The 26030-nt window shown below is 61.4% G+C and carries 28 protein-coding genes; 16 read left to right on the forward strand and 12 right to left on the reverse strand.

Features of this window, described 5'->3' with window-relative positions:
- Nucleotides 1-50: 50 nt before the first annotated feature.
- Nucleotides 51-482: a GFA family protein gene (locus tag ACR0IR_RS12840; protein WP_254434000.1), complete on the reverse strand. Its 432-nt coding sequence runs from the start codon at nt 480-482 to the stop codon at nt 51-53.
- A gap of 136 nt (nt 483-618) precedes the next feature.
- Between ACR0IR_RS12840 and ACR0IR_RS12845 the strand changes: the two genes are divergently transcribed.
- On the forward strand, nt 619-966 hold the full coding sequence (locus ACR0IR_RS12845; protein WP_093964213.1) for a hypothetical protein: 348 nt from the start codon (nt 619-621) through the stop codon (nt 964-966).
- On the opposite strand, the gene ACR0IR_RS12850 is transcribed toward ACR0IR_RS12845, so the two are convergent.
- On the reverse strand, nt 963-2021 hold the full coding sequence (locus ACR0IR_RS12850) for a transporter substrate-binding domain-containing protein (RefSeq protein WP_170364207.1): 1059 nt from the start codon (nt 2019-2021) through the stop codon (nt 963-965). The two genes, ACR0IR_RS12845 and ACR0IR_RS12850, sit on opposite strands and share 4 nt — an antisense overlap.
- A gap of 201 nt (nt 2022-2222) precedes the next feature.
- On the opposite strand from ACR0IR_RS12850, the gene dapE reads away from it, so the two are divergent.
- The gene (dapE, locus tag ACR0IR_RS12855; RefSeq protein WP_170364208.1) at nt 2223-3362 is read left to right on the forward strand and encodes a succinyl-diaminopimelate desuccinylase; all 1140 of its coding nucleotides are present in this window, start codon (nt 2223-2225) and stop codon (nt 3360-3362) included.
- 65 nt (nt 3363-3427) lie between these two features.
- The gene (rnr, locus tag ACR0IR_RS12860) at nt 3428-5692 is read left to right on the forward strand and encodes a ribonuclease R (RefSeq protein ID WP_170364209.1); all 2265 of its coding nucleotides are present in this window, start codon (nt 3428-3430) and stop codon (nt 5690-5692) included.
- On the opposite strand, the gene ACR0IR_RS12865 is transcribed toward rnr, so the two are convergent.
- On the reverse strand, nt 5683-6069 hold the full coding sequence (locus ACR0IR_RS12865) for a DUF1801 domain-containing protein (RefSeq protein WP_170364210.1): 387 nt from the start codon (nt 6067-6069) through the stop codon (nt 5683-5685). The genes rnr and ACR0IR_RS12865 overlap by 10 nt on opposite strands.
- The gene (locus ACR0IR_RS12870) at nt 6066-6764 is read right to left on the reverse strand and encodes a glutathione S-transferase family protein (RefSeq protein ID WP_170364211.1); all 699 of its coding nucleotides are present in this window, start codon (nt 6762-6764) and stop codon (nt 6066-6068) included. Before ACR0IR_RS12870 ends, ACR0IR_RS12865 begins: the two co-directional genes overlap by 4 nt.
- A gap of 83 nt (nt 6765-6847) precedes the next feature.
- Here ACR0IR_RS12870 and ACR0IR_RS12875 point away from each other — a divergent pair, with 83 nt between their 5' ends.
- Together ACR0IR_RS12875 and ACR0IR_RS12880 are read left to right on the forward strand one after the other, a co-directional pair.
- A complete protein-coding gene (locus ACR0IR_RS12875) occupies nt 6848-7561 on the forward strand; it encodes a helix-turn-helix transcriptional regulator (RefSeq protein WP_170364212.1) in 714 nt (237 codons plus the stop codon).
- 65 nt (nt 7562-7626) lie between these two features.
- Nucleotides 7627-8940, forward strand: coding sequence for a lytic murein transglycosylase (locus tag ACR0IR_RS12880; RefSeq protein ID WP_170364213.1), 1314 nt, complete (start codon nt 7627-7629; stop codon nt 8938-8940).
- A 51-nt stretch (nt 8941-8991) separates the two neighbouring features.
- Here the strand turns inward: ACR0IR_RS12880 and ACR0IR_RS12885 are convergent, their stop codons facing one another.
- Nucleotides 8992-10389: an aspartate aminotransferase family protein gene (locus ACR0IR_RS12885; RefSeq protein WP_170364214.1), complete on the reverse strand. Its 1398-nt coding sequence runs from the start codon at nt 10387-10389 to the stop codon at nt 8992-8994.
- Between the two features lie 75 nt (nt 10390-10464).
- A complete protein-coding gene (locus ACR0IR_RS12890; protein WP_093964408.1) occupies nt 10465-11148 on the reverse strand; it encodes a GntR family transcriptional regulator in 684 nt (227 codons plus the stop codon).
- Nucleotides 11149-11288: 140 nt separating this feature from the next.
- On the opposite strand from ACR0IR_RS12890, the gene ACR0IR_RS12895 reads away from it, so the two are divergent.
- From ACR0IR_RS12895 to ACR0IR_RS12915, 5 genes are all read left to right on the forward strand, one after another.
- The gene (locus tag ACR0IR_RS12895) at nt 11289-12374 is read left to right on the forward strand and encodes a polyamine ABC transporter substrate-binding protein (RefSeq protein ID WP_170341249.1); all 1086 of its coding nucleotides are present in this window, start codon (nt 11289-11291) and stop codon (nt 12372-12374) included.
- Nucleotides 12375-12448: 74 nt separating this feature from the next.
- Nucleotides 12449-13576, forward strand: a complete 1128-nt coding sequence (locus ACR0IR_RS12900; RefSeq protein WP_170364215.1) for an ABC transporter ATP-binding protein — start codon at nt 12449-12451, stop codon at nt 13574-13576.
- On the forward strand, nt 13576-14466 hold the full coding sequence (locus ACR0IR_RS12905; RefSeq protein ID WP_170364216.1) for an ABC transporter permease subunit: 891 nt from the start codon (nt 13576-13578) through the stop codon (nt 14464-14466). Before ACR0IR_RS12900 ends, ACR0IR_RS12905 begins: the two co-directional genes overlap by 1 nt.
- Entirely contained in the window at nt 14463-15281 is an 819-nt protein-coding gene (locus ACR0IR_RS12910; protein ID WP_005980381.1) for an ABC transporter permease, read from the forward strand. The genes ACR0IR_RS12905 and ACR0IR_RS12910 overlap by 4 nt, the downstream gene beginning before the upstream one ends.
- A complete protein-coding gene (locus tag ACR0IR_RS12915; protein WP_170364217.1) occupies nt 15278-16579 on the forward strand; it encodes an NAD(P)/FAD-dependent oxidoreductase in 1302 nt (433 codons plus the stop codon). The genes ACR0IR_RS12910 and ACR0IR_RS12915 overlap by 4 nt, the downstream gene beginning before the upstream one ends.
- Before the next feature lie 12 nt (nt 16580-16591).
- On the opposite strand, the gene ACR0IR_RS12920 is transcribed toward ACR0IR_RS12915, so the two are convergent.
- The 3 genes from ACR0IR_RS12920 to ACR0IR_RS12930 are packed head-to-tail and all read right to left on the reverse strand — an operon-like array spanning nt 16592 to nt 19421.
- Nucleotides 16592-17485 carry a phosphotransferase gene (locus ACR0IR_RS12920; RefSeq protein ID WP_480779123.1) on the reverse strand — a complete coding sequence of 298 codons (894 nt, stop codon included), beginning with the start codon at nt 17483-17485 and terminating at the stop codon, nt 16592-16594.
- 25 nt (nt 17486-17510) lie between these two features.
- A complete protein-coding gene (locus ACR0IR_RS12925; protein ID WP_170364218.1) occupies nt 17511-18176 on the reverse strand; it encodes a flagellar hook capping FlgD N-terminal domain-containing protein in 666 nt (221 codons plus the stop codon).
- Nucleotides 18177-18179: 3 nt separating this feature from the next.
- Complete coding sequence (locus ACR0IR_RS12930; RefSeq protein WP_170364219.1) at nt 18180-19421, reverse strand: flagellar hook-length control protein FliK; 1242 nt, start codon at nt 19419-19421, stop codon at nt 18180-18182.
- A gap of 111 nt (nt 19422-19532) precedes the next feature.
- Here ACR0IR_RS12930 and ACR0IR_RS12935 point away from each other — a divergent pair, with 111 nt between their 5' ends.
- The 6 genes from ACR0IR_RS12935 to ACR0IR_RS12960 all read left to right on the forward strand — a co-directional run bounded on the left by ACR0IR_RS12935 (nt 19533) and on the right by ACR0IR_RS12960 (nt 23260).
- Complete coding sequence (locus tag ACR0IR_RS12935) at nt 19533-19808, forward strand: rod-binding protein (protein WP_170364220.1); 276 nt, start codon at nt 19533-19535, stop codon at nt 19806-19808.
- Nucleotides 19798-20157: a flagellar biosynthesis protein FlgN gene (locus ACR0IR_RS12940; protein WP_170364221.1), complete on the forward strand. Its 360-nt coding sequence runs from the start codon at nt 19798-19800 to the stop codon at nt 20155-20157. Before ACR0IR_RS12935 ends, ACR0IR_RS12940 begins: the two co-directional genes overlap by 11 nt.
- A 207-nt stretch (nt 20158-20364) precedes the next feature.
- On the forward strand, nt 20365-21612 hold the full coding sequence (locus tag ACR0IR_RS12945) for a flagellin (RefSeq protein ID WP_170364222.1): 1248 nt from the start codon (nt 20365-20367) through the stop codon (nt 21610-21612).
- Nucleotides 21613-21690: 78 nt separating this feature from the next.
- Nucleotides 21691-22065: a flagellar biosynthesis regulator FlaF gene (gene flaF / locus ACR0IR_RS12950; protein WP_170364223.1), complete on the forward strand. Its 375-nt coding sequence runs from the start codon at nt 21691-21693 to the stop codon at nt 22063-22065.
- Entirely contained in the window at nt 22065-22466 is a 402-nt protein-coding gene (flbT, locus tag ACR0IR_RS12955; protein ID WP_170341263.1) for a flagellar biosynthesis repressor FlbT, read from the forward strand. The genes flaF and flbT overlap by 1 nt, the downstream gene beginning before the upstream one ends.
- A 32-nt stretch (nt 22467-22498) precedes the next feature.
- A complete protein-coding gene (locus tag ACR0IR_RS12960) occupies nt 22499-23260 on the forward strand; it encodes a DUF1217 domain-containing protein (protein WP_367647673.1) in 762 nt (253 codons plus the stop codon).
- Nucleotides 23261-23367: 107 nt separating this feature from the next.
- Here the strand turns inward: ACR0IR_RS12960 and ACR0IR_RS12965 are convergent, their stop codons facing one another.
- From ACR0IR_RS12965 to ACR0IR_RS12975, 3 genes are all read right to left on the reverse strand, one after another.
- Entirely contained in the window at nt 23368-24939 is a 1572-nt protein-coding gene (locus ACR0IR_RS12965) for a DUF427 domain-containing protein (protein WP_170364226.1), read from the reverse strand.
- Nucleotides 24940-25042: 103 nt separating this feature from the next.
- Entirely contained in the window at nt 25043-25744 is a 702-nt protein-coding gene (locus ACR0IR_RS12970; RefSeq protein WP_093964234.1) for a winged helix-turn-helix domain-containing protein, read from the reverse strand.
- The gene (locus ACR0IR_RS12975; protein WP_093964235.1) at nt 25716-26003 is read right to left on the reverse strand and encodes a hypothetical protein; all 288 of its coding nucleotides are present in this window, start codon (nt 26001-26003) and stop codon (nt 25716-25718) included. Before ACR0IR_RS12975 ends, ACR0IR_RS12970 begins: the two co-directional genes overlap by 29 nt.
- Nucleotides 26004-26030 lie beyond the last annotated feature (27 nt).

The following is a 26030-nucleotide window of genomic DNA, read 5'->3' on the forward strand; positions in this document are numbered from 1 at the left end:
TCCAAAGGTCGCGGCTCTGGTCCGCGGCCTTTTCTTTGGTAGGGTAGGACCTATCCCGCCTTGTAGTCGGCGAGATCCTCGGGCGCGTGCAGCAGGGTGCCTTCGTATTTCGGCAAGTCATCGCGCAGTTCCAGCCAGGGCAGCTTGCTTTGATAGTTGACATGAAAGGTTGGCGCAAAGTCCGAAGGGTCTTCCAACGAGGCCGCGTACAGGTGCATCCCGCCTTCATAATGGTCGGCCTCGAACCCCATCGGAGAGCCACAGGTTGCGCAGAAATGCCGCTGGACGCCTTTCGAACTGGCGAAACTACGCGGTGTTGCGGCGGTCCACCGGAAATTGCGCAAGGGTACGCCCAACCATGCGACCACGGGCGCGGCGCAGTTGCGGCGGCAATCGTCACAATGGCAGTAGCAGCTCCAGGTCTCGGCGCCCTCAAACTCCCAGCGGGTTTCACCGCACAGGCAGCGGCCGCGTTTGGTCATGATGTCCTCCGTCGTTTTTAGGGACCAGTCTGACCGGATGGTGGGCCTGAGCGCGTCAAAAAACGACACGGCATCCGGGAACCGCGTCCAGCTGCCATGCTTGACCATCGACCGGCCCCCGGCTAAGGCCCACGGCATGGAAAAGCAAAAGAAACCCTCGCGCCAGCAGGTCTATACTCTGTTGGTTCAGATTGGCCGCAAGGATGGCGACGGCCTGCCCGAAGGCGCCACCGGCGCGGCGCTTATGTGCTATGCCAGCGGAGTGGACGAGGCCGAGGCCGTGCGCGAAACCGTGGCCATTCTCAAGCAGGCCGATACGGCTCCACTGGACGTAACCGGCTATGGCACCCTGGCCGAGCGCGAGGCGCAGGGGCACGAGATCGACCCCGACGAACGCGCTCTGATGCAGAGGGCGCTTGAGGAAAACGCGGTTATTGTTGCGCAGATGACGCCCTTCTTCGGCGACAAGCCCGAAGGCGCCTAGCGGCGCGTGCCGAACCACTTGCGATAGATCTGGTCATAGGTGCCATCTTCCCGGAGGCCCAGAAGCGCCTGGTTCACATCCTCGACCAGAGGTGACCCGGTCGGGAAGACGATACCGTAGTTCTCGCGCAGGAAGACGCCGCCGGTCATTGCCGCAATCTTGCGGCCTTCATGTGCGGCGAAATACGACAGGATCGGCGCGTCGAACACGACGGCATCCAGGTCCCCATCCTTGAACGCGGTCAACATGCTGTCCAGGTCTTCGTACCCGGTGAATTCGACCTCGCGCCGGTTCAGAAAACTGGCGGCGGTCGAACCCGAGATCGTCCCGACCTGCTTGCCGTACAGATCATTGACCGAGTTGATGTTGCTGGTGATCGCATCCACCGTCATGACCGAGGTGATCCTTGCGGTGAATACGGATACGATGAACAGCGATGATACGACCAGGATCACACCCAGAATTCGCCCGAACGGGGTCCGGGGCATCCGCTCTTCAAAGCCGCCATTGACCACCAGGTTCAACGCCCACCAGAAGGATGGGAACCAGGCCTCGTTCAGGTCGCGGTCGAAATAGGGTTGGGATCGGCGTTCGAACCCCCACATCAGCATGCCGCCACCCAGCAGGATGGCAAAGGCCAGCCCGATGGCGATGAACAGCTCGCGTGACAGCAGCGCCTGCATCAAGGACGGGCTGCGCGCCGCGTCTGATGGTACCATGATCTGAAGGCCCGCTTCGAAAATCGGCTGGCTGAAATCCATCCGGGCTTCACGGCCTGCGGTGATCGAAATGTTCGCGACGGCCATGTCGGCTTCGCGGTTTTCAACCGCCGACAGCATGTCCCCGAACGCGTCGACTCGAACGACCGTGTATTCCCAGCCCAGTTCTTCAGCCAGCGCGGCCAGCAGGTCCATTGAGAAGCCGGTGCCCTCGCCCTCATCCACATACGAGAACGGAGGACGCTCCACCGTCGTGACCGTCAGAGTTTCGGCTTGGCTGTGTTGTGCAAAGACCGCGAAGGTCAGGCAGATCAATGCGAAAAGGGCGCGCGTCATGGCTGGTTCACCTGTTTCGCGGCGCTCTAGCGCAATTTGCCATGGCGCGGCAAGGTCGTCGCGAGGTCATCGACCGGGATTTCTTTTTTGCCGTTTTTTCGGGCTGGGCGACCGGAAAACCACCGATCGGGGTTGGCATTGCGGCCAATTCGTTGAATCTGTGCGTGAACCCACATCCTGCCGACCCTGCGAGGCCCCTGAATGACCGACTCTGTCCAGTTGACCGCAGACCTGATCCGTTGCCCCTCGGTCACACCCGAGGAAGGCGGGGCGCTGATTCTGCTGGAAGATATCCTGGCGCGGGCCGGTTTCACCTGCACGCGGGTGGATCGCGGCGGCGTCTGCAACCTGTTCGCCCGGTGGGGCGACAAGGGGCATGCGCGCAGTTTCGGGTTCAACGGCCATACCGACGTGGTGCCGGTGGGCGATGAGGCCGCATGGACCCGCCCGCCGTTCGGCGCGGAAATCCATGATGGCATTCTGTACGGCCGGGGCGCGACCGACATGAAATCGGGGGTGGCGGCCTTTGTCGCGGCCGCGGTGGATTTCGTGCGCGACACCCCGCCCGACGGGGCGATCATCCTGACCATCACGGGGGACGAGGAAGGCGATGCGGTGGACGGCACCACCGCGCTGCTGGACTACATGCAGGCGCAGGACGAGCGGATGTCGGTCTGTCTGGTGGGCGAGCCAACCTGCCCCAATGAGATGGGCGAGATGATGAAGATCGGCCGGCGCGGGTCGATGACCGCGTGGTTCGAGGTGACGGGCGTGCAGGGCCATTCGGCCTATCCGCATCGCGCCAGAAACCCGCTGCCCGCGCTGGCGCGGCTGATGGATCGGCTGGCCAGTCACGAGCTGGATCGGGGGACGGACCATTTCGACGCCTCGACCCTGGCCGTGGTCACGATGGACACCGGCAACGCGGCCACTAACGTCATTCCGGCCCAGTGCCGTGGCGCGGTGAACATCCGGTTCAACGACCTGCATTCGGGCGCCAGCCTCAGCGACTGGCTGAAGGCGCAGGCAGCCGACGTGGCGGCCGAGTTCGGCGTTCAGATCGACACGCGGATCAAAGTTTCGGGCGAAAGCTTTCTGACCCCTCCTGGGCCGCTGTCGGATCTGGTGGCCCGGGCCGTCGAGGCCGAGACCGGCCGTCGGCCCGAGCTGTCCACCACCGGTGGCACCTCGGACGCGCGGTTCATCAAGGACCACTGCCCCGTGGTCGAGTTCGGACTGGTCGGACGCACCATGCACCAGGTGGACGAATCCGTCCCGGTCGAGCAGATCCGCCAGCTCAAGGCGATCTATGCCCGGATCCTGGCCGACTATTTCGCCTGAGCGATTGATGCGCCCGGCCACTTTTTGGTCATGACGCGGTCGTATCGGCGTGCTAGGCGGAAATCATGAAACGCATACCGACCAAGCAGGAGATCCTCGACTGGATCTCGGCGAACCCCACGCTCACCTCGAAACGCGACATTGCCAAGGCCTTTGGCATCAAGGGCGCGGACCGGATCGACCTGAAACGGATCCTCAAAGAGCTTGAGGCCGAGGGGCATCTTGAAAAGCGCAAGCGCAGCTATCGCGACCCGGACCGCCTGCCGCCGGTCAGCGTGCTGCAGGTCAAGGCCCCGAACGCCGATGGGGACCTGTTCGCGCGGCCGCTGGAATGGCATGGCGAAGGGGTCGAGCCGATCGTGCTGATCATTTCTCGCGCCAGCGACCCGGCGCTGGGCGAGGGTGACCGCATCCTGGCCCGGCTGACCCAGGTGCATGAAGAAGACCACAATTACGAGGCCCGCCTGATCCGCCGCATCGGCGCCAATCCGCGCCGGGTCGTTGGGATTTTCCGCAAGGGCGCCGAGGGCGGGCGCATCGTGCCCATCGACAAGGCCGGATCGACCGAATGGCTGGTGGCCGAAGACGCGGCGCTGGGCGCCAAGGATGGCGAACTGGTCGAGGCCGAGCAGGCCGGGCCGAAAAATCGTATGGGGCTGCCGCGTGCGCGTATCGTGGAACGGCTGGGCGATCCGTCCGCGCCCAAGGCGGTGTCGCTGATCGCGATCCACCAGCATGGCATCCCGGATGATTTTCCCGATGACGTGATCGCCGAGGCCGACCGGGCCAAGCCCGTCGGGCTGAAAGGGCGCGAGGATCTGCGGGACACCCCTCTGCTGACCATCGACCCATCGGACGCGCGCGACCATGACGACGCCTGCTATGCCCATGCCGATGATGATCCGAAAAACCCGGGCGGTCACGTGATCTGGGTCGCCATTGCCGATGTGGCCGCCTATGTGCGTCCCGGCAGTGCGCTGGACCGCGAGGCGCGCAAGCGGGGCAACTCGACCTATTTCCCCGACCGCGTCGTGCCGATGCTGCCCGACCGTCTGTCGGGCGATCTGTGTTCGCTGCACGAAGGCGTGCCGCGCGCCTGTATCGCGGTGCGGATGCGGATCAATGCAAACGGCAACAAGATCGACCACCGCTTTGTGCGCGGGCTGATGCGCTCGGCCGCGTCTCTGCATTATGCCGAGGTGCAGGAGGCCATCGACGGCACCCCCAATGACCGGACCGGGCCGCTGCTGGAGAGCGTCCTGAAACCGCTCTATGCCGCCTACGGCGCGCTGAAGATGGCCCGCAACGAACGCCAGCCGTTGGATCTGGACCTGCCGGAACGCAAGATCGTGCTGAACGACAAGGGCGAGGTCGAAAGCGTGGCCTTCCGCGAGCGGCTGGACGCGCACCGGCTGATCGAGGAGTTCATGATCCTGGCCAATGTGGCCGCGGCCGAGACGCTGATCGCCAAGCGCAGCCCGTTGCTGTTCCGCGTGCACGAAGAACCAGCGCCCGAAAAGCTGGAAAGCCTGCGTGAGACGGCGCAGGCCGCCGGGCTGAACCTGGCCAAGGGACAGGTGTTGCAGACCCGTCACCTGAACGCGCTGCTGAATGCCGCCGCTGGCACCGAAGATGCCGAGCTGATCAATCTCAGTACCTTGCGGTCGATGGCGCAGGCCTATTACAGCCCCGAAAACTTTGGCCATTTCGGGCTGGCGCTGCGCAACTACGCGCATTTCACCTCACCCATCCGCCGCTATGCCGACCTGATCGTTCACCGAGCGCTGATCTCTGCCCATGGCTGGGGCAAGGACGGGCTGACCGCCGACGAGATCGAGCGTCTGGAGGAGATCGCCACCGATATTTCGGACACCGAGCGCCGCTCGATGATGGCCGAGCGCGACACGACAGACCGCTATCTGGCGGCCTATCTGAGCGAGCGCGTCGGCAACGAGTTCACCGGCCGCATCAGCGGCATCGCCCGGTTCGGAGCCTTCGTCAAACTGGACGAAACCGGGGCCGACGGGCTGGTGCCGGTGCGGTCGCTGGGGCGCGAGTTCTTCCACTTCGACGCCGAGGCCGGCACCCTGATGGGGGCCGATACCGGCCTGACCATCGCCATCGGCCAGCGCGTCACCGTGCGCCTGACCGAGGCCACGCCGGTGACCGGTGGGCTGGAGCTGGAGCTGCTGTCGATCGAAGATCAGGCCATGCCGCGCGGCGGCGGACGTGGCAAGTCGGGTCGTCCGACACGGCGCAAGGCGGTCAGCACCAAGCGCAAGAAGGACAAGATCAAACGCAAGGTCGAGCGCAAGCGCCGTCAGCGGTGATAGGTCAACGCCCGGGCGATCAGCCATCCATGCCGGACGGGGTCGATCTGTCCGACCTCGTCGAACAGGATGGCGCGATTGCCGTCAATCCTGTCAGCGCCGGGAAAGGCCGAGGTAAACTCACCGATAAGCCGGGTCTGGCAGTGGACAAACAGGGCAAACCGGGCGGACGTGTGCCCGCCCAGCCTGATTGTCGTGCCCTTGGGGCTCAGATAGGCCGGCTGGCCCCATCGCAGAGCCTCGGTCACCGAAACCGCCGGCTGAAGTTCCTGCGCGGTGGCGAGGACCAGATCGCGCAAAACCAGAGCTCCGCGCCTGGTGTCCGCGGCGAATGCCTCGTAGGCAGACGCCACGTTGGGGTCATCGAAACTCCTCATGGCAGGGGGATCGCCTGTTCCATCCGGTCAACATAACTGTTCAGCAGCGTATCCTGTTTGATGCGCCGGGTCAGCCGGGTATCGGCCGGAGTGGCCCGCATCGCGGCCAGAATAGGGCCGACGCTGAGGTCGGCCGAAGTGGGGTGATCCCCCAAAAGATACGGGGCCTGCCACAGATAGGCTGAGATCGCCTCGAGGTCGCGTTCGACCCGTGCCATCCGTTCGGCCTCGGAGAAGCGTCCGATCCCTTGCGACCGAAGGCCTTTCAAGACCGATTTACGGACCGAGTTCGAGATCGGGCGTCGGACGATTCGGGGAATCTCATAGAAGAAGGTGTCGCGCAGAACTGGCCAAACCTCGTCGTTGGCCCAGCGGTCCATGACAATCTGGAAATACAGATGTTCCTCGGCCATGCGGATCAACGCGCGGGACTGGCCCTTTTGCACATCGCTCAAGCCACGGTCGAATTCGGCGCCCTGCGCTTCCAACCAGTCGCGAATCTGGTCGCTGTCCGGCACCAAGCGTTCGGGTGTGCGCAAAACCGGCAACTTGCTGTGCGGCATCTGACGCGGATCAACCATGTCCGAGCGGCGCCAATGCAGCCCGGCCAGCTGCAGCATATAGGCGGTTTTGACGCAAAAGGGGCTGGCGCTGAAAAGTCCGAAAGCGGAAGGGTAGGTAAGAAGGGTCAACATAATTGGGCTCCGAAATTGGGGTGCCGCCGGTCTAACGCGGGCTAATGACAATTTCTGTCATTAGGTTTAGATTGAATGACATCATGTCCCGAACCGCCCGACTGTTCCAATTGATGCAGGCCTTGCGGTCTGGCCCGTCGCCCAAGACCTCGGCGCAGTTGGCGCAGGATCTGGGGGTTTCGGCCCGCACGGTGCATCGCGACATCGACGCCCTGCGTGGTCTCGGTGCAGTCATTGATGGCGAGGCCGGGTTCGGGTTTACCCTGATCGAAGACGCGACACTGCCGCCGCTGGGATTCACCGATGACGAGTTGGAGGCGCTGGTTCTTGGCCTGCGCGAGGTGCAACTGATCGGAGACCCGGCTCTGTCCGACGCCGCTGGCGCGGCACTACGCAAATTGCAGGGCCGGCTGCCCCACCGCCAATCACACCGCCTAAGCCACGCAGTCCTGACCGCCACCCGGTTCGACCGTCCCGCCGCACCCAGCATAGAAGTTGCCGACCTGCGGCAGGCGACGTGGGACGAGCGTGTGGTCGAGTTCGACTATACCGACGCGAAAGGTGAAGACACGCAGCGCCGCGTGAGCCCACTGAGCATCGTGTACATGGATCATGCCAGCGTGCTTCTCAGTTGGTGCCATCTGAGGCGGGATTTTCGCGTGTTTCGGTTGGACCGGATGCGTTCAATGTCCGTCACCGAGGACAGTTTCCGCCCCAACCGGGTACCTTTACTGCGCGAGGCGCTGGCCAAAATCCGGGCCGAGCGTGAAGCAAAAGATCAAGAGAGCCAGTCTTGAGCGCTTTGTGATTTGCGCAATCTGGGGTACCCTGTCCGCGAGCAGTAATCAGGAAAACCTGAATCATGAAATATGTGTGTGGCTTTGTGGCCGCCGCGTTTTGGGCATCCATCTTGCAGGCGGAGACTTCGAATACAACCAAACGACCACAGATCAGACCGGCGCTGGATTCGATCCAGTTGGCGTCGGCCGATCTGACGGTTTCGATCCGGCCGGTGCCAAGGCCGACCACGGGCATGCACCGGGTGGTCGTCGAAGGCAACACCAGCTTCGAGACCTGGTTGAACGCCTTCCGGCACCGGGCAGTTGCGGCAGGTATCCGGCCACAGGTCCTGGACCGGTCATTGTCCGGCCTGACCTATGACACCGACGCCATCAAGCGCGATCGCAGTCAGGCCGAGTTTTCGAAACCGATCTGGGAGTATCTGGATTCGGCCGTGTCAGACCTGCGCATCGCGAATGGGCGCAAGGCGCTGGTGCGGTACAACGATACGCTGGACCGGATCGAAGCCCGGTACGGGGTCGAAAAAGAGGTGGTGGTCGCGGTCTGGGGGCTGGAAACGTCCTACGGCACGTATCGGGGCAGCAGTCAGACAATCCGATCGCTTGCAACGCTTGCCCATGACGGGCGGCGTGCGCAGTTTTTTGAAACGCAGTTGCTGGCGGCATTGCAAATCGTGCAGGCCGGCGACATCACCTCGGACCGAATGACGGGCAGTTGGGCGGGTGCCATGGGGCACACGCAATTCATGCCGACCTCATACCTGGAGCATGCGGTTGACTTCGACGGCGACGGACGCCGTGACATCTGGTCGGACGATCCTACGGATGCGCTTGCGTCCGCTGCCGCCTACCTTGCCAAGTTCGGGTGGACCAAAGGTCAGCCCTGGGCGGTCGAGGTGCGTTTGCCGAAAGGTTTCGACTATGCCAGCGCCAGTCGGGACGTTAGTCTGCTGCCCTCGGAATGGGCCGCACGCGGCGTCCGCGCTGCAAACGGCGGTGGCATCGCAGATTTTGGACTCGCCTCGATCCTGCTGCCGGCCGGCAGCGGTGGCGTGGCCCTGATGATCTTTGACAATTTCAGCGTGATCGAGCGCTACAACGGCGCCGATGCCTATGTGATCGGCATCGGACACCTGTCGGACCGGCTGACCGGGCAGGGTCCGTTCCGCGCAAGCTGGCCGCGCGGCGAACGGGTGCTGAGCTTTGCCGAACGCAAGGAACTGCAGCTGCGCCTGACCCTGGCCGGGTTCGACACGCAGGCCATCGACGGGCGGATCGGTCCGAACACCATCAATGCGCTGCGGGCCTATCAGATGGCGCGTGGTCTTTTGCCGGATGGGTACGCAACCGTGCAATTGCTGGAACGGATGCGCTGAACGAAAAAGGGCGGCCCTACCGGACCGCCCGTTTGCGATTTTTTCCTGAGATCACGAGGCCGCTTTCATCAAGCCTTGGGCGATGATCTCAGCCTGCGCCTCGTCCAGCGACTTGTAAATGCGCACGAACATCTCGTCGATATCTGCCGGGGTCAGGATCAGCGGCGGCGAGATGATCATCCGGTCGCCCACATGGCGCATGATAAGGTTGTTGGCAAAGCAGCGATCGCGGCAGATGTACCCGACCGTGCCCGGATCGGAGGCGAACTTGGCCCGGCTGGCCTTGTCCGGCGTCAGCGCGATCGAGGCCATCATGCCCACAATCTTGGCTTCGCCCACCAGCGGGTGCTCGACCAGCGCCTCCCATTTCTGTTTCAGATAGGGGGCCGCGACATCGCGCACATGCTCGACGATCTTTTCTTCTTCCAGAATGCGCAGGTTTTCCAGCGCGACGGCCGCCGCGACGGGGTGGCCCGAATAGGTATAGCCGTGGTTGAACTCGGTCCCGCCGATCACCTCGGCAATCTCGTCATTGACGATCGAGCCGCCGATGGGCGCATAGCCCGAGCTGAGCCCTTTGGCGATGGTCATGATATGCGGGCGGATGTTCATGGTCTGCGAGCCGAACCAGTTGCCGGTTCGACCAAAGCCGCAGATCACCTCGTCGGCGATCAGCAGGATGTCGTACTTGTCGCAGATGCGCTGGATTTCCGGCCAGTAGGTGTCGGGCGCGACGATCACGCCGCCCGCACCCTGGACCGGCTCGGCGATGAAGGCGGCAACGCGGTCTTCGCCCAGTTCCAAGATCGCCTCTTCCAGCTCGCGTGCGCGGGCCAGACCGAACTCTTCGGGCGTCATGTCGCCGCCCTCGGCCCACCAGTTGGGCTGGTTGATGTGGTGGACGTTCGGGATCGGGATGCCGCCCTGCGCGTGCATGCCGGCCATGCCGCCCAGCGAGGCCGACCCGACGGTCGACCCGTGATAGGCGTTGTGGCGGCTGATGATGATGCTCTTGTTGGGGTGACCCTTTTCCGCCCAATAAGTGCGGACCAGACGGATGTTGGTGTCATTGGCCTCGGACCCGCCGGCGGCGAAGAAGACATGATTCAGGTCACCCGGTGCCAGTTCGGCCAGCTTGGCCGCCAGCGCGATCGCCGGGACATGGGTCGTTTTGAAGAAGGTGTTGTAGTAGGGCAGTTCGCGCATCTGGCGCGCCGCCACTTCGGCCAGTTCGTCGCGGCCATAGCCGACGTTCACGCACCACAGGCCGGCCATGGCATCCAGGATCTCTTCGCCCTCGCTGTCGGTCAGATAGACGCCCTTGGCTCGGGTGATGACGCGCGCGCCTTCCTTGCCCAGTGCGCCGTTGGCCGAAAACGGGTGAAGGTGATGCGCCGCGTCCAGGGCCTGCAATTCGGCGGTCGGCATGTGGTTGGTGATGGTCGACATCGGTCTCTACTCCTGCAACAGCGGTTGCCGTCACAATATGATCAAATTTTTTTCTGTCAATCGAATCGCGCTGACCTATTCGGTCGCCAGCGCCTCGGCCATCAGTTCCATGCCCTGTTCGATATCCTGGGTCGTTGCTTTTGCGACTTTTTCAGCGTCGCTGGCGCGCAAAGCATCGATGATGTCCTTGTGCCGGTCCGGAAGGCTCTGGGTGCCGAAGCGCCCGCAGACGACGCGCAAGGACGGCCCGAATCGCAGCCACAGGCGCTCGGCCAGATCCTTTAGAATCGGCGCACCGGCGTGGTCATAGAGTTTTTCGTGGAATGCATGGTTCAGGCGAAGATAGCCGCCAACGTCCCCGTCGGCGATCGTGCGATCCAGCTGTTCGTCGATCTTTTCAAGCTGGTCGATATCCGCCGTGGTCATGTTGACTGCTGCGCGCCGGGAAAGCTCTGATTCTACAGCATTTCTGGCGAAAATCATCTGTTCGACATCTGTTGCGGTCAGCAGGGGAACGCTGACCCGCCGGTTGCCCTGAAAGATCAGCGCACCGTCCGAGATCAGGCGCCGGATGGCCTCGCGCACCGGGGTCATGCCCACGCCCAGCGAATCGGTCAGGCCCTGGATCGTGACCGGTTGCCCCGGCACCAGATCGCCGAACATGATCTGCGACTTCAGTGTCTGGTACACCTGTTCATGTGCTGGTCGTTTTTCGGTCTGGGTCACTGCAGCAGATGCCTTATTTTTGATCAAATCCAATTGGTTCACCCCGATCCCAATGCTCCCGGCTTGTCAGGTTTCTTGCCCCGTGAAACCATACGACGTATCGAGGGAAAACGCAAAACTTGATCAAATCCAAAAAAACGGGAAAATGCCCGTACACTTGCAGGGAGAAGAAAATGAAAATCAAAACGCTGACGATGACGGCAATTGTCGCATTGGGGACGTCGGCCGCTGTTGCGGAAGAGGTGCGCGTATACAACTGGTCGGACTACATCGACGAGGAGTTGCTGAGCAAATTCCAGGAAGAGACGGGTCTGACCCTGATCTACGACGTGTTCGACAGCAACGAGGTTCTGGAAACCAAGATGCTGGCCGGGGGATCCGGTTACGATGTGGTGGTGCCGTCGGGCACCTTCCTTCAGCGCCAGATCCAGGCTGGAGCCTTCCAGAAACTGGACATGTCCAAGCTGCCCAATGCGGTTAACCTCTGGGATGTGATCCAGGAACGTACGGCCGGATATGACCCGGACAACGCCTATTCGATCAACTACATGTGGGGCACCACGGGGCTGGGCGTTAATGTCGACAAGGTCAAGGAAGTGCTGGGCGACGATGCGCCCTTGAACAGCATGGACCTGGTGCTGAAGCCTGAGAACATGGAAAAGCTGGCCTCATGCGGCGTCCATTTCCTGGACGCGCCGTCCGAGATCATTCCCATGGTACTCCAGTACATTGGCGAAGACCCGGACAGCCATGACACCGACGTGATCGCCAAGACCGAAGAAGTGCTGATGGGCGTGCGTCCCTACATCCAGAAGTTCCACAGCTCGGAATACATCAATGCACTGGCCAATGGCGACATCTGCGTGGCCGTGGGCTGGTCGGGCGACATTCTGCAGGCCCGCGATCGGGCGGATGAGGCCGACAACGGTGTGACCATCGAATACCATCCGTTTGCCGAAGGCTCGCTGATGTGGTTCGACCAGATGGCCATTCCGGTGGATGCACCCAACCCGGACGGCGCGCATAAATTCCTGAACTTCATCCTGGATGCCAACAACATGGCGGCGGCGTCGAACTACGTCTACTACGCCAACGGCAACAAGGCGTCGCAGGAGTTTCTGGAAGAAGACGTGATCGGCGATCCGGCGATCTACCCGGATGATGCCACGATGCAAAACCTCTACATCACCACGCCTTACCCGGCCAAAACGCAGCGGGTCGTGACCCGCCTGTGGACCAAGATCAAATCGGGCACCTGATCCGAAATGATTGCGCAAGGCAGAATGGTTCTGCCTTGCGCACTACCTGTACAGGCTGACTTACGGGGGCCGATTTGAACTCTACCGTCTTTGCGCCGTGGGAAGATCCGCAGGCGAAACCCTTGATCCAGTTCAAAAATGTGACCAAGCGATTCGGGGACTTTACTGCCATCGACAATCTGTCGCTGGACATCTTCGAGCGGGAATTCTTTGCTTTGCTGGGGCCGTCGGGTTGCGGCAAGACGACGATGATGCGGATGCTGGCGGGGTTCGAGAAACCCACCGAAGGCCACATCATGCTGAGTGGTCAGGACATCGACCCAGTTCCGCCGAACAAGCGGGCGGTCAACATGATGTTCCAGTCCTACGCGCTGTTTCCCCATCTGAACGTCTGGGACAATATCGCCTTTGGACTGCGCCGGGACAACATGCCCAAGCATGATCTGGAAGACCGGGTCGAGGAGATGCTGCGCCTGACCCGTCTTGAGAAATTCGCCCGCCGCAAACCGCACCAGATTTCCGGTGGTCAACGTCAGCGCGTGGCGCTGGCCCGGTCGCTGGCCAAGGCGCCGAAACTGCTGCTGCTGGACGAACCTCTTGGTGCACTGGACAAAAAGTTGCGCCAGGACACCCAGTTCGAACTGATGGACATTCAGGAAAAGACCGGCACCACCTTCGTGATCGTGACCCACGACCAGGAAGAGGCGATGACGGTGGCCAGCCGGGTGGCTGTGATGGATCAGGGTCAGTTGATGCAGGTCGCCACGCCGGACCGGATCTACGAAAACCCGAACTCGGTGTATGTCGCCGATTTCATCGGGGACGTGAACATCATCGAAGGCCGTGCAACCGCAGCCGGTGAGGGCACGTACAGTATCGAATGGGCCGAGGGCCAGCCGCCTCTGACCGCCACGTCCGCGGCAAGCTTCGGAAACGGGCAGGCCTGTCACCTGGCCATCCGGCCGGAAAAGGTAACGATCTCGGCCGAGCGTCCCGCCGATGCCGTCAACGCCGTGCAGGGCAAGGTGCATGACATTGCCTATCTGGGCAACCTGTCGACCTACCATGTCGAATTGCCAAACGGGACGATCATCAAGGCGCAAACGGCCAATACCCGCCGCATCTCGCGCCGGTCCTTCACATGGGAAGACCCTGTCTGGCTGTCCTGGACAGCCACGGCGGCGGTTCTGCTGGCAGACTGATGCGCCGCGCGGTCCTGATCGCCATCCCCTATGTCTGGCTGCTGGCCCTGTTTCTGGTGCCGTTCTTCATCGTGTTGAAGATCTCGCTGTCGGACATCGCGCTTGCGATCCCGCCCTACACCCCGACCCTTGATTTGTCGCAGGGCTGGGCCGGGATCAAGGAGTTCTTCAGCCAGCTGGATTTCGAGAATTTCGTCTGGCTGACCGAGGACGACCTGTACTGGAAAGCCTACCTGTCCAGCGTCAAGATCGCGCTGATCGCGACCGTGCTGACCCTTCTGGTCGGCTATCCGATCGCCTATGGCATGGCCCGCGCGCCCGAGGAATGGCGCCCGACGCTGATGATGCTGGTGATCCTGCCGTTCTGGACCTCGTTCCTGATCCGCGTCTATGCGTGGATGGGGATCCTGTCGAACGAAGGCTACCTGAACCAGTTCCTGCTGTGGACGGGCATCATCTCGACCCCGCTGACCATCCTGAACACGCAGACGGCTGTCTATATCGGCATCGTCTACACCTATCTGCCCTTCATGATCCTGCCGATCTACGCCGCGCTCGATCGGCTGGACGGCTCGCTGATCGAGGCGGCTGAGGATCTGGGCTGTTCGCGCACGCAGGCCTTCTGGCTGGTGACCATCCCACTGTCGCGCCCAGGCATCATCGCGGGATGCTTCCTGGTGATGATTCCGGTGATCGGTGAATTCGTGATCCCCTCGCTGCTGGGCGGGTCGGGCACGCTGATGATCGGCAAGGTCTTGTGGGAGGAGTTCTTCTCGAACCGCGACTGGCCGGTGGCCAGCGCCGTGGCGGTGATCCTGCTGCTGATCCTGGTGATCCCGATCGTGCTGTTCCAGCGCAACCAGCAGAAACAGGCGGAGGCAGAGCAATGAACAGGCTGAGCTGGTTCAACACGGTCTCGCTGACGCTGGGCTTTGCGTTTTTGTACATCCCGATGGTGATCCTGATCATCTTCAGCTTCAACGAAAGCAAGCTGGTCACGGTCTGGGCTGGGTTCTCGACCAAATGGTATGGCGAACTGATGCAGAACCAGGCGTTTCTGGATGCGGCTTGGGTCACCGTTCGCGTTGCCGTGTTCTCGTCGACGCTGGCGACCATTCTGGGCACCATGGCAGCCTATGTCATGGTGCGGGGCGGGCGGTTCTTTGGCCGTACGCTGTTCTCCGGGATGATCTATGCGCCGCTGGTGATGCCCGAGGTGATCACCGGCCTGTCGCTGCTGCTGCTGTTCATCGGGATCGGGCTGGACCGAGGCATCCTGACCATCGTGCTGGCGCATACGACCTTTTCGATGTGCTACGTCTCGGTCGTGGTGTCCTCGCGGCTGGTGACGTTCGACCGGTCGCTGGAAGAGGCGGCGCTGGATCTGGGCTGCTCGCCGGCGCAGGCCTTCAGGTTGGTGACGCTCCCCATCATCGCGCCTGCGGTGATCTCGGGGTGGCTTCTGGCCTTCACCCTGTCGCTGGATGACCTGGTGATCGCGTCCTTCACGTCCGGCCCCTCGGCCACGACCCTGCCGATCAAGATTTTCTCGGCCGTACGTCTGGGGGTCAGCCCGGAAATCAACGCGCTGTCGACCATCATGATCGCCGTGGTCACCGTGGGCGTGATCACCGCTTCGCTGGTGTCGAAACGCGCGATGGTCCGGCAGCGGCAAGAGGAACAAGCTGCCGCGCGCACCGAATGAGGCGGATCTTTCCGGCCTATACCTATGGCCCCGGCCCCCGTGAGGGGTGTTGGTGGGATGAAACCACTACGGCGCCTGACTGGCCCGTTCATTCGGGTGATTTGTCGACCGACGTTGCGATTGTCGGCGGCGGGTTCACCGGATTGTCTGCGGCCCTGCACATCGCCGAACGCGGTGTTTCTGTCGCCGTGTTCGAAGCCGAAACTCCGGGCTGGGGTGCTTCTGGGCGCAATGGTGGGTTTTGCTGCCAAGGAGGGTCCAAGCTTGGTTCGGCGACACTTGCGCGGCGCTATGGGATTTCGGCGGCACAGGATTACGCGCAGGCCGAAACCGACGCGGTCGCCTTGGTTGCGGATCTTTTGCAGCGGTTTCGGATCGACGCAGACGTTCACTCCGAAGGGGAGACGCAGTTGGCGCACAGCCCGCGCGCGATGGAGCGGCTGCGGCGTCGCGCGGAAAGCGGTGGGGTTCTGCATGAGCCGTCGGATTTGGAACGCCTCGGTATGGGGGGCCGTTTCTTTGGCGGATATACCGATCCAGTCGGCTTTGGGCTGAACCCGCAGAAATACCTGTTCGGGTTGGCCCGGGCCGCGCAGGCGCAAGGTGCCGCAGTATTCTCGAAAAGCCCGGTTCAGGACATCAGAAAAGCCGGGTCCGGGTACGGGATGACCACCCCCGCGGGCCGTATCCAGGCCAAGACGGTGTTGATCTGCACCAACGGTTATTCCAGCGACGATCTGCCCGACTGGTTGGCCGCCCGTTACATGCCTGCACAGTCTACGGTCATGGTGACACGTCCGCTGACCGAAGCTGAATTGCAGGCACAGGGGTGGACATCGCGCCAGATGGCGTACGACACGCGCAACCTGCTGCACTATTTCCGCCTGATGCCGGACAACCGGTTCCTGTTCGGAATGCGAGGTGGCCTCATGTCCTCTCCGCGCGCCGAAGCTGCGATCCGTCGCAAAGTACGCAGTGACTTTGATCGCATGTTCCCGGGTTGGGCCGAGGTTGAGGCAACTCATATGTGGTCAGGTATGGTTTGCCTGACCCGTGACCTGCTGCCCTTTGTCGGGGAGGTTCCGGGCCACCCGGGCTTGTTTGCCGGTCTGGCCTATCACGGGAACGGCGTGGCGATGGGCAGCTATTGCGGGCGGGCATTGGCCCGCTTGGTTTTGGGTGAGCCCGCGAATATTCCGGACGTCATCGCCAAACCGCCGTCAAAGTTCCCATTCGGGCGCTGGCGGCGACTGCTGATGCCACCGGCTTATGCGGCCATGGCTCTTGCCGATTTGTGATACGGCCCACGGTCAGAGGGCCGCAACCTCAAGGTCAAACCCGGCCCTATAGGCTGGCGCACCATTCTCGGCCCGCCACAGGCAGTAGGCAGCCATACGCCAATTGTACCAGGGCTTCAGCGCGAGGTATCGGCGCACCGTCGGCGGGCTGTCATAGGCCGACAGAAACGTAGCCTCTTCCTCGGGGGTCAGCGCCTTGCCGCGATAGAGATGCTGCATGGCGGGTGACAGGAACAGGGCAAGATCCTCGCATGGGTCACCCATCGCCGGGCATTGCCAGTCGATCAGTGTCAGCCCCGCAGAGGAGACGAGGATGTTGCCGGCCACCGGGTCGCCATGGATCAGGCATACTCGGGGGGTCGGCGGCACCCGGACCCTGGGTTTGCGTTCGGCCAGAACGGCGCTGAGTCCCGAGCGGCAACCGTTCAAAATACGGGTGCCGTGATGATCGAGATCAACGCTTCCATTGCATCCCTCAGGGACCTCTGGCACGATTTCTCGGGCGTGCAGATTATGCAGCAGTTTCGCCACCTGCGCGGTCCCTTCTCGCCACGGAGTGCCAGCCGCATGGTCATAGAAAACCCAGCGATCCGGGCCAAAGCTGCCCGAGGCGCGAAGCCGCGGAACAAACCCCGTCGCAGCAAGTGCGTGCAGACAGGCTGCTTCGAGTTGGGCGTCGTTGCGAAACAGCGGGTTTTGAAGGGAAGACCGATAGAACTTCAAAACCCGGTCCGGCTCGGCGTCCAATACCTTCCACACCTGGTTCGTGCGTCCGCCATACAGCGTTTCGAACTGGGCGTCTTTTGCGATCAACCCGCTTTCGACAAGTTGGTCTGCAAGGCCGGGTGGAGGAGCGGTTGGAACGGACAGTTGAGACACCGGAGCGTTGCGAATCTGGACGGCCAATCCTTGGCCCGCAGCGCCCCCGAGTTCAAGCGCCGGTACGAACGGCAACGACGTCGGTTGCCGGAATCACGACGCCGCTGTCCAAGGTCAACATGACGACACCGGCCCCGACTTGGGCTTCGACGACGCGGCTGTAGGTGGCCGCAGGCCGCGCCGAGAGCAGTTCATCCCCCAAAAAGCTTTCCAGCGTTGCGGAATAGGTGCCGTTGGGCAGCGGATTGCCCGATGCATCCACTCCAGCCCAAAGAAACTCGGTCTCGGAGACCGGAACAGAGACCCGGTCGATTTCGGTTCCGTCAAAATCCTTGATGACCAGCACAGACGCATCCGCGCCCAGGTCGGGCTGAGTGAATATGGTCTGCGGCTGGCCATCAAACCGGAAGGAGGCTGCCCCCTGAACATCGACCCCAATCCAGTTGGACAGCTCATCCAGATTGACGCTGCTCAGGGCGGCGGTGAGGTTTGCCAGAAGGTCGTTGGTCTGCACCTGCTGCTCGACCATCGAAAACTGGGCGAGTTGCGACGCATATTCCGACGAATCCAGGGGCTCCAGAGGATCCTGGTTGCGCGCCTGCGCCGTCAACATCATGAGAAACGTCTCGAAGTCCGAGGTCAGCCCTGTCGCTGCCGAGGTTCCCGTTGGCTGCGCTGTTGAAGGTGTTTGTGTCGCGGATGCCGCAGTGGTGATCATGGTTCAAAGCCTCAGGTCCAACGCCCGGTCCACCTGGGTTGGGCGGGCCCGAGCGGGTGTTTCGGTTGCGGGGTCAAGGTCCCCCGCGGTGATGAATGTGCTGCGTTCACGTGGCTCAGCGTCCTGTTCTGGGTTCGTCGAGGTGCCCAGATCAAAGGAAAGATCGCCCAGCCCCATCTCTTTGAATTCGGCTGACAGGATCGAAATATGCCGACGCATGAGGTCCATGGTTTCAGGCCGGTCAGCGACGATCATCATGTGCAACCCGTCTTCGCGCCCGGTCACCTTGATCGAAACTTTGCCCAGCTCTTCCGGAGTCAGTGCGATTTCCACGCTTCCGCTTCCCGGCTTTGCGACGATGGTGGCCGCCATTTGCCCGGCGACCGCCCGCGCAATTTCCGCCCGGCCCGAGAACGGGGCGCCGTTGGTCGGGCCTGTATCCCTTTGCGCTGGGGTCGTACCCAAGTCCTGCGTTGGCATCCGGTCGTGCAGACTGTCCTCTGGCATCCGGTCCTTCAGTGCTGCGCGTTCCGATGTACCGACGATCTGCGCCCGGATGATGGATTCCGTTCTTTGGCCCGCAGGTTTGGCCGGCCGTTGATCCACCCCCCACGATCCGGTGGTCTGCTCGTCGCGCCTGGCATCTTTACCGGTTGCAGCGCGCAATTCGTCCTTTCGGTTCTGCAGCCCTCCACTCATTCCAGGTTCGGTGGTGTTCAACTGCTCTTTTGCCGCTGACCCATGTTGAGACGCTGTGCTCGCGACACGCTCGGGCGCTTCGGTTCCCTTGCCCGTGTCGCCCGCGAGCGATCGGCGATCGGGATCAGAGGTTGTTGCGCGCATGGCCGCGGCGGCAGTTGACTGGCGCCCCTCCGGCGGCGGAGTGACCCCGAGAGTGGCGTGCGCCGTCGCCTCGCGCTTTAGAAATTCAACGGGCGTTGCCATGGGCAGAGGCGTGTCTTTCTGTCGGGCGTCCTGTTGTGATCCCTGCAAATCCAGCGGTTCAGCCAAATCGGGTTCGGCTTGCGGGACGTCAGGGTCGGTGTTTTCATCGCCATCCACGATTTCCGGACCCGCGCGGCTGTCCGGATGAGGTTTCGCCTCGGCCTCAAGGTTCGGCATCTCTTCTTCGGCCATGAGTTCCGCGAAATCAGAGTTGCCTTTTGTTTGGGGCTCGGACTTTGCGGCCCAATCCGGCTTTCCGCCGGAAATCACATTGGTCATCATGGTCAGGGCGTTGGGCATTTTGCTCCGGCTCCGGTTGTTTGGCCCAAACCTGCCCTCAAGGTAGTTACGTTTATTTTAACCGCTCTTCGCTTTGATCGACAAAGATCGAAACAATTTTCGGAGAGGGCGATGGAAATCCCAAACCTCGCGCCGGTACCGCGCAGCAATATGACCGAACAAAGACTCAAGGCCGCAGCGGTCGAGCTTGAGGCAACTTTTCTAGCCGAAATGCTGAAGGCCGCAGGCCTGGGCAAGGCGCGGCAGGCTTTCGGAGGTGGCGCGGGCGAAGACCAGTTCTCGTCTTTCCTGTTGCAGGAGCAGGCCAGGCAATTGGCCCGATCCGGCGGGATCGGCCTGTCGGAAACCCTTTTCAATGCAATGATGGAGAAGACCGATGCCGACTGAGAACAAGCAAGGACTGATTAAGGCTCTCGAGGAGGTTCTCGATCTCGAGCGCAGGGCTTTGGTCGAAGGGGACCTGGATCGGCTGGGCCAGATGATGCCGCAGAAGGAAAAGCTGATCGGCGCACTCAACGAGATGCAGGTGCACGACAGTGACGACTTGATTCGGCTGCACAAGAAGGTCGAGCGCAATCAAGGCCTGCTGAACAGCGCGGCCGAAGGGATTCGGGCGGTCATGAACCGGATGGCTGAACTCAGAAAAATCCGGCAGGAGTTCACGACCTATGACGCGGCCGGGCAACGCAATGGCTTCGCCGTCCGTCAGGATCCCAAGCTGGAAAAACTTGCCTAGCGGCGGGTTTGATTCAAATCCGTCTTTTTCGGTCGGACCGCCTTAGCACTCCGTTAGGAGATCAGACCCAAAAGTGGTCCCGCACCTCGAAAGAAGGTGGCGCGAACACCGATCGGTAGCTCGCACAGGTCAGAACGACAACACGTCCGCCAATGATGGTCGGGCGTCACTGGGCGAAGAAGGCCCGAATGGAAAAGGATGAAAAACATGTCCAGCATTCTGACAAACAACGGCGCGATGGTTGCGCTGCAGACTCTGAAATCGGTCAACAAGAACCTTGCAGCAACCCAGAACGCGATTTCGACGGGTAAGGATGTCGCTACGGCCAAGGACAACTCGGCTGTATGGGCGATTTCCAAGGTGATGGAATCCGACGTCAACGGTTTCAATGCGATCAAGGATAGCCTGGCACTGGGTGAATCGACTGTCGCCGTGGCCCGGAACGCTTCGGAAACCGTGACCGATCTGCTGACCCAGATGAAGAACAAGATCGTCGCCGCGCAGGAGGACAACGTCGACCGCGGCAAGATCAACGATGACGTAACCGCCCTGCGGGACCAGATCGCATCGGTTGTCGGTGCCGCACAGTTCAACGGCCTCAATCTTGTGGACGGTTCAGCGGGCACCGCATCGATCCTGTCGTCGCTGGATCGCGACAGTGCAGGCAACGTGACCGCGTCGTCGATTTCGGTGGCCAGCCAGGATCTGTCGACCGGTGGGTATGCCAGCAAGGGCGTTCTGGCCGGCTCGGACAACGCGACCACTGACAATGACGCCGCCGGGTTCACAATGGACAAGTCCGGCGGTTCCGGTGACATCGTGATCGACAGTTCGACCGACAACTTCGCCGTCGGAGACAAGGTGTCAATCACCATCGGGGACAAAGTTGCATCATACACCGTGCAGGCCAGCGATCTGGATCCTTCGGGAACCTATGACTCCGCCTACACAGATGCCATCGTGGCAGTTGGACTGAAGAACCAGATCGACGCGCTTGGGATCACCGGTGTTGCGATCGACTATGACTCTAGCGCGCCGGGCACCCTGTCCTTCGTGACCGGGACCGCAACCGCTGGTGCTGACGCAGATCGCGACGTAACCGTTTCGGCCCAGTTCACCAATGCCGGTTCTGGAGGTCTTGGCGCGCTGTCGTCGATTGACGTTTCGACCAGTGCCGGCGCTGCCGCAGCACTGGGCACGATCGAAACCTTGATCGACACGGCGATTGACGCGTCGGCCGCGTTCGGTTCGGCGCAAGGGCGGATCGAGACCCAGAAGGAGTTCATCTCGAACCTGACTGACTCTTTCAAATCCGGCATCGGCTCGCTGGTGGACGCCGATATGGAAGAGACCTCGGCCCGTCTGCAGGCCCTGCAGGTCCAGCAGCAATTGGCGACACAATCGCTGTCGATCGCCAACCAGGCCCCGCAGTCGATCCTGTCGCTGTTCCGCTAAGGCGGAAACTTGGTCGGGGCGTGACCAACGCGCCCCGGCTGTGACTGCAAATACGACGGCCTTTTGAAAGGATTTCAAGTGACCCCGCAAACGCTTGCACAACGGGCATACGCTCAGTCCGCCGTTCCGACGCGAACCCCGCGTGATACCGAGTATGAGGCGATTTCAAAGATCACGCATCGGCTCAAGGCAGCGGCTGCGCGCAAAGCCTCGGATTTCGCGGGCTTTGTTCAGGCCCTGCATGAAAACCGCCGCTTGTGGTCCGTTCTGGCCAATGGCGTCGTGGATTCGGAAAATGCACTGCCGAATGAGCTGCGCGCGCGGATCTTCTATCTGGCCGAGTTCACCGAGCAGCACACGGGCGAGGTTCTGGCCAGCAAGGCCGGGGTCGAGCCGCTGCTTGAAATCAATCTGGCGGTTTTGCGCGGGCTGCGTCAGCGGGGGACCGCGTAATGGGAGGGCTGGTTCTGAAGCTGGCTCCGAAAGAGCGGGTTCTGATCAATGGCGTAGTGATCGAGAACGGCGACCGACGGACCCGCTTTTCAATCATGACGCCCGAGGCAAATGTCCTTCGATTGCGCGACGCGATACATCCCGACGAAGTGACGACCCCGGTCCGGCGCGTGTGTTACGCGGCCCAGCTGGTCCTGTCCGGAGATCTGGAAGCCGGAGACGCAAAACAACAGCTGCTGCGACGGATCGAGGAACTGAGCCAGGTCTTCACGGATGTCGACAGTCGCCGGGTCCTTGCACAGGCGACCGAAGCCCTGGTGACCGAGCAGTACTACAAATGCCTGAAGGCGCTTCGATCGTTGCTGCCGCGCGAAGAGCGTCTGATGGCCTATCGGCAATGACATTCCTGCCGGTCGTTCCAACTGGGGGTATCGTGGGGTGGCGTTTTTTGCAGCGCACCTATGACGCCCAGTTGCAGGCCTTTTCCACCTCGGCGGTCAATGACCGGGACACGCAGTATTTTGTGGAAAACATCCGAAACGTCCGATCGGCAGAAGATCTGGTCTCTGACCGACGCCTGCTGCAGGTCGCGTTGGGCGCGTTCGGATTGGAAGGTGACCTGGACAATCGGTACTTCATTCAAAAGGTCTTGTCAGACGGTACGAGTTCGGATGACGCCCTTGCGAACCGCCTGGCTGACAGCAGATACAGGGAGTTTTCCGAAGCATTCGGCTTGGGTCCGGGCGAGGTTCGGAAAACCGCACTGATCACTGACATGGAAAAGATCGCTCAGAAAAATGCCGTCGCCCGGTTCGAAAGCTCGGTCGGAGAAACCGACGACTCCATGCGGATCGCACTTTTTGCCCAGCACGCTTTGAAAGACCTTGCCGGGCAGTCCGGAAGCGAGACCAAGAAGTGGTACGATCTGATGAGCCTGTCGCCGTTGCGCAGCATGATGGAAACAGCGCTGGGCCTGCCGTCAAGCTTTGGGCAGCTGGATATCGACAAGCAGTTGGACGTATTTCGGGACAAGCTGAGCAGAGTGACTGGTTCGCCGAACCTTTCGCAGTTCGTCGATGCCGAGGCAATTGCCGAACTGACGGAGACTTATCTCGCCCGAACTCAGATCGCACAGATGCAAAGTTCGATTTCTCCCGCGCAAACTGCGTTGATTTTGCTGGGCGCCGCAAGTTGAACCGTTCGGGCTAAGGTCAGTACCTCGCGCCAGGATCAGAATGCGCACCAGTGCCGTGCGCAGCTATGAGTGGCTATTTGGGATCGGGGGGCAAGGGTGCCGGATGCTCAGGCGTCCAGAACCGTGTCAGCCGATGTCTGCAAGGCAAAAGACTTCACCGGATGCGAAACGTTGTGCAGGTCGACCGGCCCCAGTGGGACGGCCCGGGAACAGGCCGGCTCGATATCTTCGGACACGACGATCCGATGGCCATTGAGCTTGCCGAACTCGCCCAACCGCGCCGCGACATTAGCCGCATGTCCGATCACCGTGAAATCAAGCCGCTCGCGCGAACCGACATTTCCGTACGTGACACGCCCGAACGATACACCGATCGAACAATCGCATTGCCGGCTCTTGTCGGAGCGACGCAGCTCGGCCAATTTCTCGACGATTTCAACGGCACTGCGCTGAGCGTCTGACCGTGCCTTGCCGGGGTCCTCACCTGCCGGGAAAACCGCAAGAACGGCGTCGCCGATGAATTTCAGAACCTCACCGTCGTTGTCGTGGACGATGCCGGACACCGTTTCGAAGAATTCGTTCAACAGGTTGATGTATTCCGTGCGGCCCAGATCCTCTTCCAGGCTGGTCGAGTTGCGCAGGTCACAGAACATGATGGCCGCGTCGATGTCGTCTCCGTCGCCGCGACGAATGTCGCCGCCCAAAACGCGGGCCCCGGTTCGTTTGCCCACATAGGTCTCGAGAAGGGCCTGGGCATTCTCGCGCTGCATGAACACCTCGTAGTACCGGGCGATGACGGCCGAGCACTCAAAGACAAGCCCCAGGTTTTCCGTGGTAAAGCCGTTGGGGTGGTCGCAGGTCAACGTCAGGACATTGATACGCCCGTCGGAAAACGGCAGAGGCATTGCCACGTAATCGGTGCCCCCCTTGGCGCGCAGGTCCTCCATGATGGGGAAACTGTTGTGGGGGTTGTCTACGTTCAGCCGTTGCCGAACGCCGCCCAACCCGTTCGAGACATGCCGCAAGGGGCTGTTGATGAACGCGGGGTGGTCGTGAATCTCGTAAGTTGGAATATTGGTCGAAATCTCCTCGGCACCCTTTTCCCAGATGTAGTGCTTGCCTGCGATCAGGGGATGCAGCGACCAGACAAGGATGCTGAGGCGTTGAATGGCGATGCCGTGTTCCAGCATTTTTTCGGCCAGGGTCTTGGTGAAATCTTCCGGTGTTGAGATCGACCCCGCGCCACGCATCAACCAATCGATCAACGGGCCGCTGATGTTGCCGTCTCGCGGTTGGCGCAATTGATTTTCGCCCAGATCGATATGAGTGTAGGCCGCAGGCATGAAGCCGATGTGACCCTGAATGGCTTTGCTTTCAGGCAGGGAATCCTCGTAGGCCCAAACCGAGTTTGCCAACCGTTCGTCGCCAAGCAGGACATCGTGATAGGTTGCCGTGCCCTTGAACGGGCAGAAGGTCTGCAACTCGGTCTCACCGCTCAGATCAACGCGCACGTCTTCGCGCGGAACATAAATCGCAGGCGGCAGCCGGGTTTCATACATGACCTTGGCATTCGTGCTTTCAGCCAGAAGGATGTCATCGCGGTAGATGGCAACCCTGCCGTCAAGCGTTTCGATCGAAATTCCGTAGCCGTTCGTATTCCGTGTGGCGTGGACATTCATCGGCCGTCTCCCTTGCCCGGGTCCCTAGAGGATGGGCTCTTGCAGCCCGATTTCCAAGGGGCGCAACACAGAATTTACCGATTACGATCCACGGCCGAGGCGGTCAGACCATCTGGATCACGTCTTTTTCGATCGCCAGCATATATCCCTTTTTGGCGATGTTTTTGACCAACAGCTCGCTGACCATCTGATTGCCCAGCGCGTCCCGCAGCCGTTTGATGCGCGTGGCCCCGGCGGCTTCGTCACAGTCCGATATGTCTCGGCCAGAGATCATGGCTTCGATCTGAACCCCCGACAGCACTTCGTCGTCGAGACGGGACTCGGCCAGGACGGCCAGCGTTTCCATCGCTGCGGGCGTCAGCTTGAAATCCATGTTGTTCAGGTAGACGGTGTTCTCTTCGCGACTGATCAGCAGCGACGTGACCTGGATTCCCGTGCGCTCGATCTGGGCCATTCTACGGTTCAACGTCACCAGCATTACCAGAAAGACCAAGGCGGCCAACAGCATGGCCGTGGCAAAGATCAGCAGCACGAAGATCACCATCCGGTAGCTGGCCAGCGTGTCGGCAAATGCGGTTCCGGATTGCGCGAGGATCTCCAGCAATCGGATTTCAGCCTGGGTGGTCAGATCGCTTTCGACGAACAGCCGCTCGACCCGGGCGTTGAAAGCATTGGCATCGGGCAGGGTCCAGAACAAGAAGGCTGCGGCCGTGATCAGGATCACGACAATTGCGGCGATGCCTGCTCCAACCAGCCGGGTGCCAGACCGCCGCGCCTCAGAAACGGAGATAGAATTTTCCGGCATTGGCCTTCCTTTGATCCAACCCTTCCGGTCCGAAAACGCTGATCACGTTGAGCAACGTCCACCCCGAGGATTTCAGCCTTTTGGCCACCTCTTGCTTGGCTTGCCCCTTTTTGCAGGCGGACACTTGCATCACGCCATAGTGCAGGCGCAGCGGGTTGTCCTGTTTGGCCTTGTAATCGGCATAGCATTCGGCCGCCGAGACGGTGGTGCTCAGCGATATCAACGTCGCAACGACCAGGAAAGAGAGGATCTGTTTCATAGGCTGCATCCTGCGCATGGCTTGGCA

This window comes from Ruegeria sp. CF2 (genome assembly GCF_056537385.1).

Excerpts from the sequence above, each read along its gene's own strand:
- ACR0IR_RS12945 (WP_170364222.1), top strand. The coding sequence starts at position 20,365 with ATGTCCAGCATTCTGACAAACAACGGCGCGATGGTTGCGCTGCAGACT.
- ACR0IR_RS12940 (WP_170364221.1), top strand. The coding sequence starts at position 19,798 with ATGCCGACTGAGAACAAGCAAGGACTGATTAAGGCTCTCGAGGAGGTT.
- dapE (WP_170364208.1), top strand. The coding sequence starts at position 2,223 with ATGACCGACTCTGTCCAGTTGACCGCAGACCTGATCCGTTGCCCCTCG.
- ACR0IR_RS12975 (WP_093964235.1), bottom strand. The coding sequence starts at position 26,003 with ATGAAACAGATCCTCTCTTTCCTGGTCGTTGCGACGTTGATATCGCTG.
- ACR0IR_RS12870 (WP_170364211.1), bottom strand. The coding sequence starts at position 6,764 with ATGTTGACCCTTCTTACCTACCCTTCCGCTTTCGGACTTTTCAGCGCC.
- ACR0IR_RS12905 (WP_170364216.1), top strand. The coding sequence starts at position 13,576 with ATGCGCCGCGCGGTCCTGATCGCCATCCCCTATGTCTGGCTGCTGGCC.
- ACR0IR_RS12935 (WP_170364220.1), top strand. The coding sequence starts at position 19,533 with ATGGAAATCCCAAACCTCGCGCCGGTACCGCGCAGCAATATGACCGAA.
- ACR0IR_RS12880 (WP_170364213.1), top strand. The coding sequence starts at position 7,627 with ATGAAATATGTGTGTGGCTTTGTGGCCGCCGCGTTTTGGGCATCCATC.
- rnr (WP_170364209.1), top strand. The coding sequence starts at position 3,428 with ATGAAACGCATACCGACCAAGCAGGAGATCCTCGACTGGATCTCGGCG.
- ACR0IR_RS12925 (WP_170364218.1), bottom strand. The coding sequence starts at position 18,176 with ATGATCACCACTGCGGCATCCGCGACACAAACACCTTCAACAGCGCAG.
- ACR0IR_RS12915 (WP_170364217.1), top strand. The coding sequence starts at position 15,278 with ATGAGGCGGATCTTTCCGGCCTATACCTATGGCCCCGGCCCCCGTGAG.
- ACR0IR_RS12895 (WP_170341249.1), top strand. The coding sequence starts at position 11,289 with ATGAAAATCAAAACGCTGACGATGACGGCAATTGTCGCATTGGGGACG.
- ACR0IR_RS12910 (WP_005980381.1), top strand. The coding sequence starts at position 14,463 with ATGAACAGGCTGAGCTGGTTCAACACGGTCTCGCTGACGCTGGGCTTT.
- ACR0IR_RS12970 (WP_093964234.1), bottom strand. The coding sequence starts at position 25,744 with ATGCCGGAAAATTCTATCTCCGTTTCTGAGGCGCGGCGGTCTGGCACC.
- ACR0IR_RS12840 (WP_254434000.1), bottom strand. The coding sequence starts at position 482 with ATGACCAAACGCGGCCGCTGCCTGTGCGGTGAAACCCGCTGGGAGTTT.
- ACR0IR_RS12885 (WP_170364214.1), bottom strand. The coding sequence starts at position 10,389 with ATGTCGACCATCACCAACCACATGCCGACCGCCGAATTGCAGGCCCTG.
- ACR0IR_RS12865 (WP_170364210.1), bottom strand. The coding sequence starts at position 6,069 with ATGAGGAGTTTCGATGACCCCAACGTGGCGTCTGCCTACGAGGCATTC.
- ACR0IR_RS12875 (WP_170364212.1), top strand. The coding sequence starts at position 6,848 with ATGTCCCGAACCGCCCGACTGTTCCAATTGATGCAGGCCTTGCGGTCT.
- ACR0IR_RS12930 (WP_170364219.1), bottom strand. The coding sequence starts at position 19,421 with ATGCCCAACGCCCTGACCATGATGACCAATGTGATTTCCGGCGGAAAG.
- flbT (WP_170341263.1), top strand. The coding sequence starts at position 22,065 with ATGGGAGGGCTGGTTCTGAAGCTGGCTCCGAAAGAGCGGGTTCTGATC.
- ACR0IR_RS12965 (WP_170364226.1), bottom strand. The coding sequence starts at position 24,939 with ATGAATGTCCACGCCACACGGAATACGAACGGCTACGGAATTTCGATC.
- ACR0IR_RS12845 (WP_093964213.1), top strand. The coding sequence starts at position 619 with ATGGAAAAGCAAAAGAAACCCTCGCGCCAGCAGGTCTATACTCTGTTG.
- ACR0IR_RS12850 (WP_170364207.1), bottom strand. The coding sequence starts at position 2,021 with ATGACGCGCGCCCTTTTCGCATTGATCTGCCTGACCTTCGCGGTCTTT.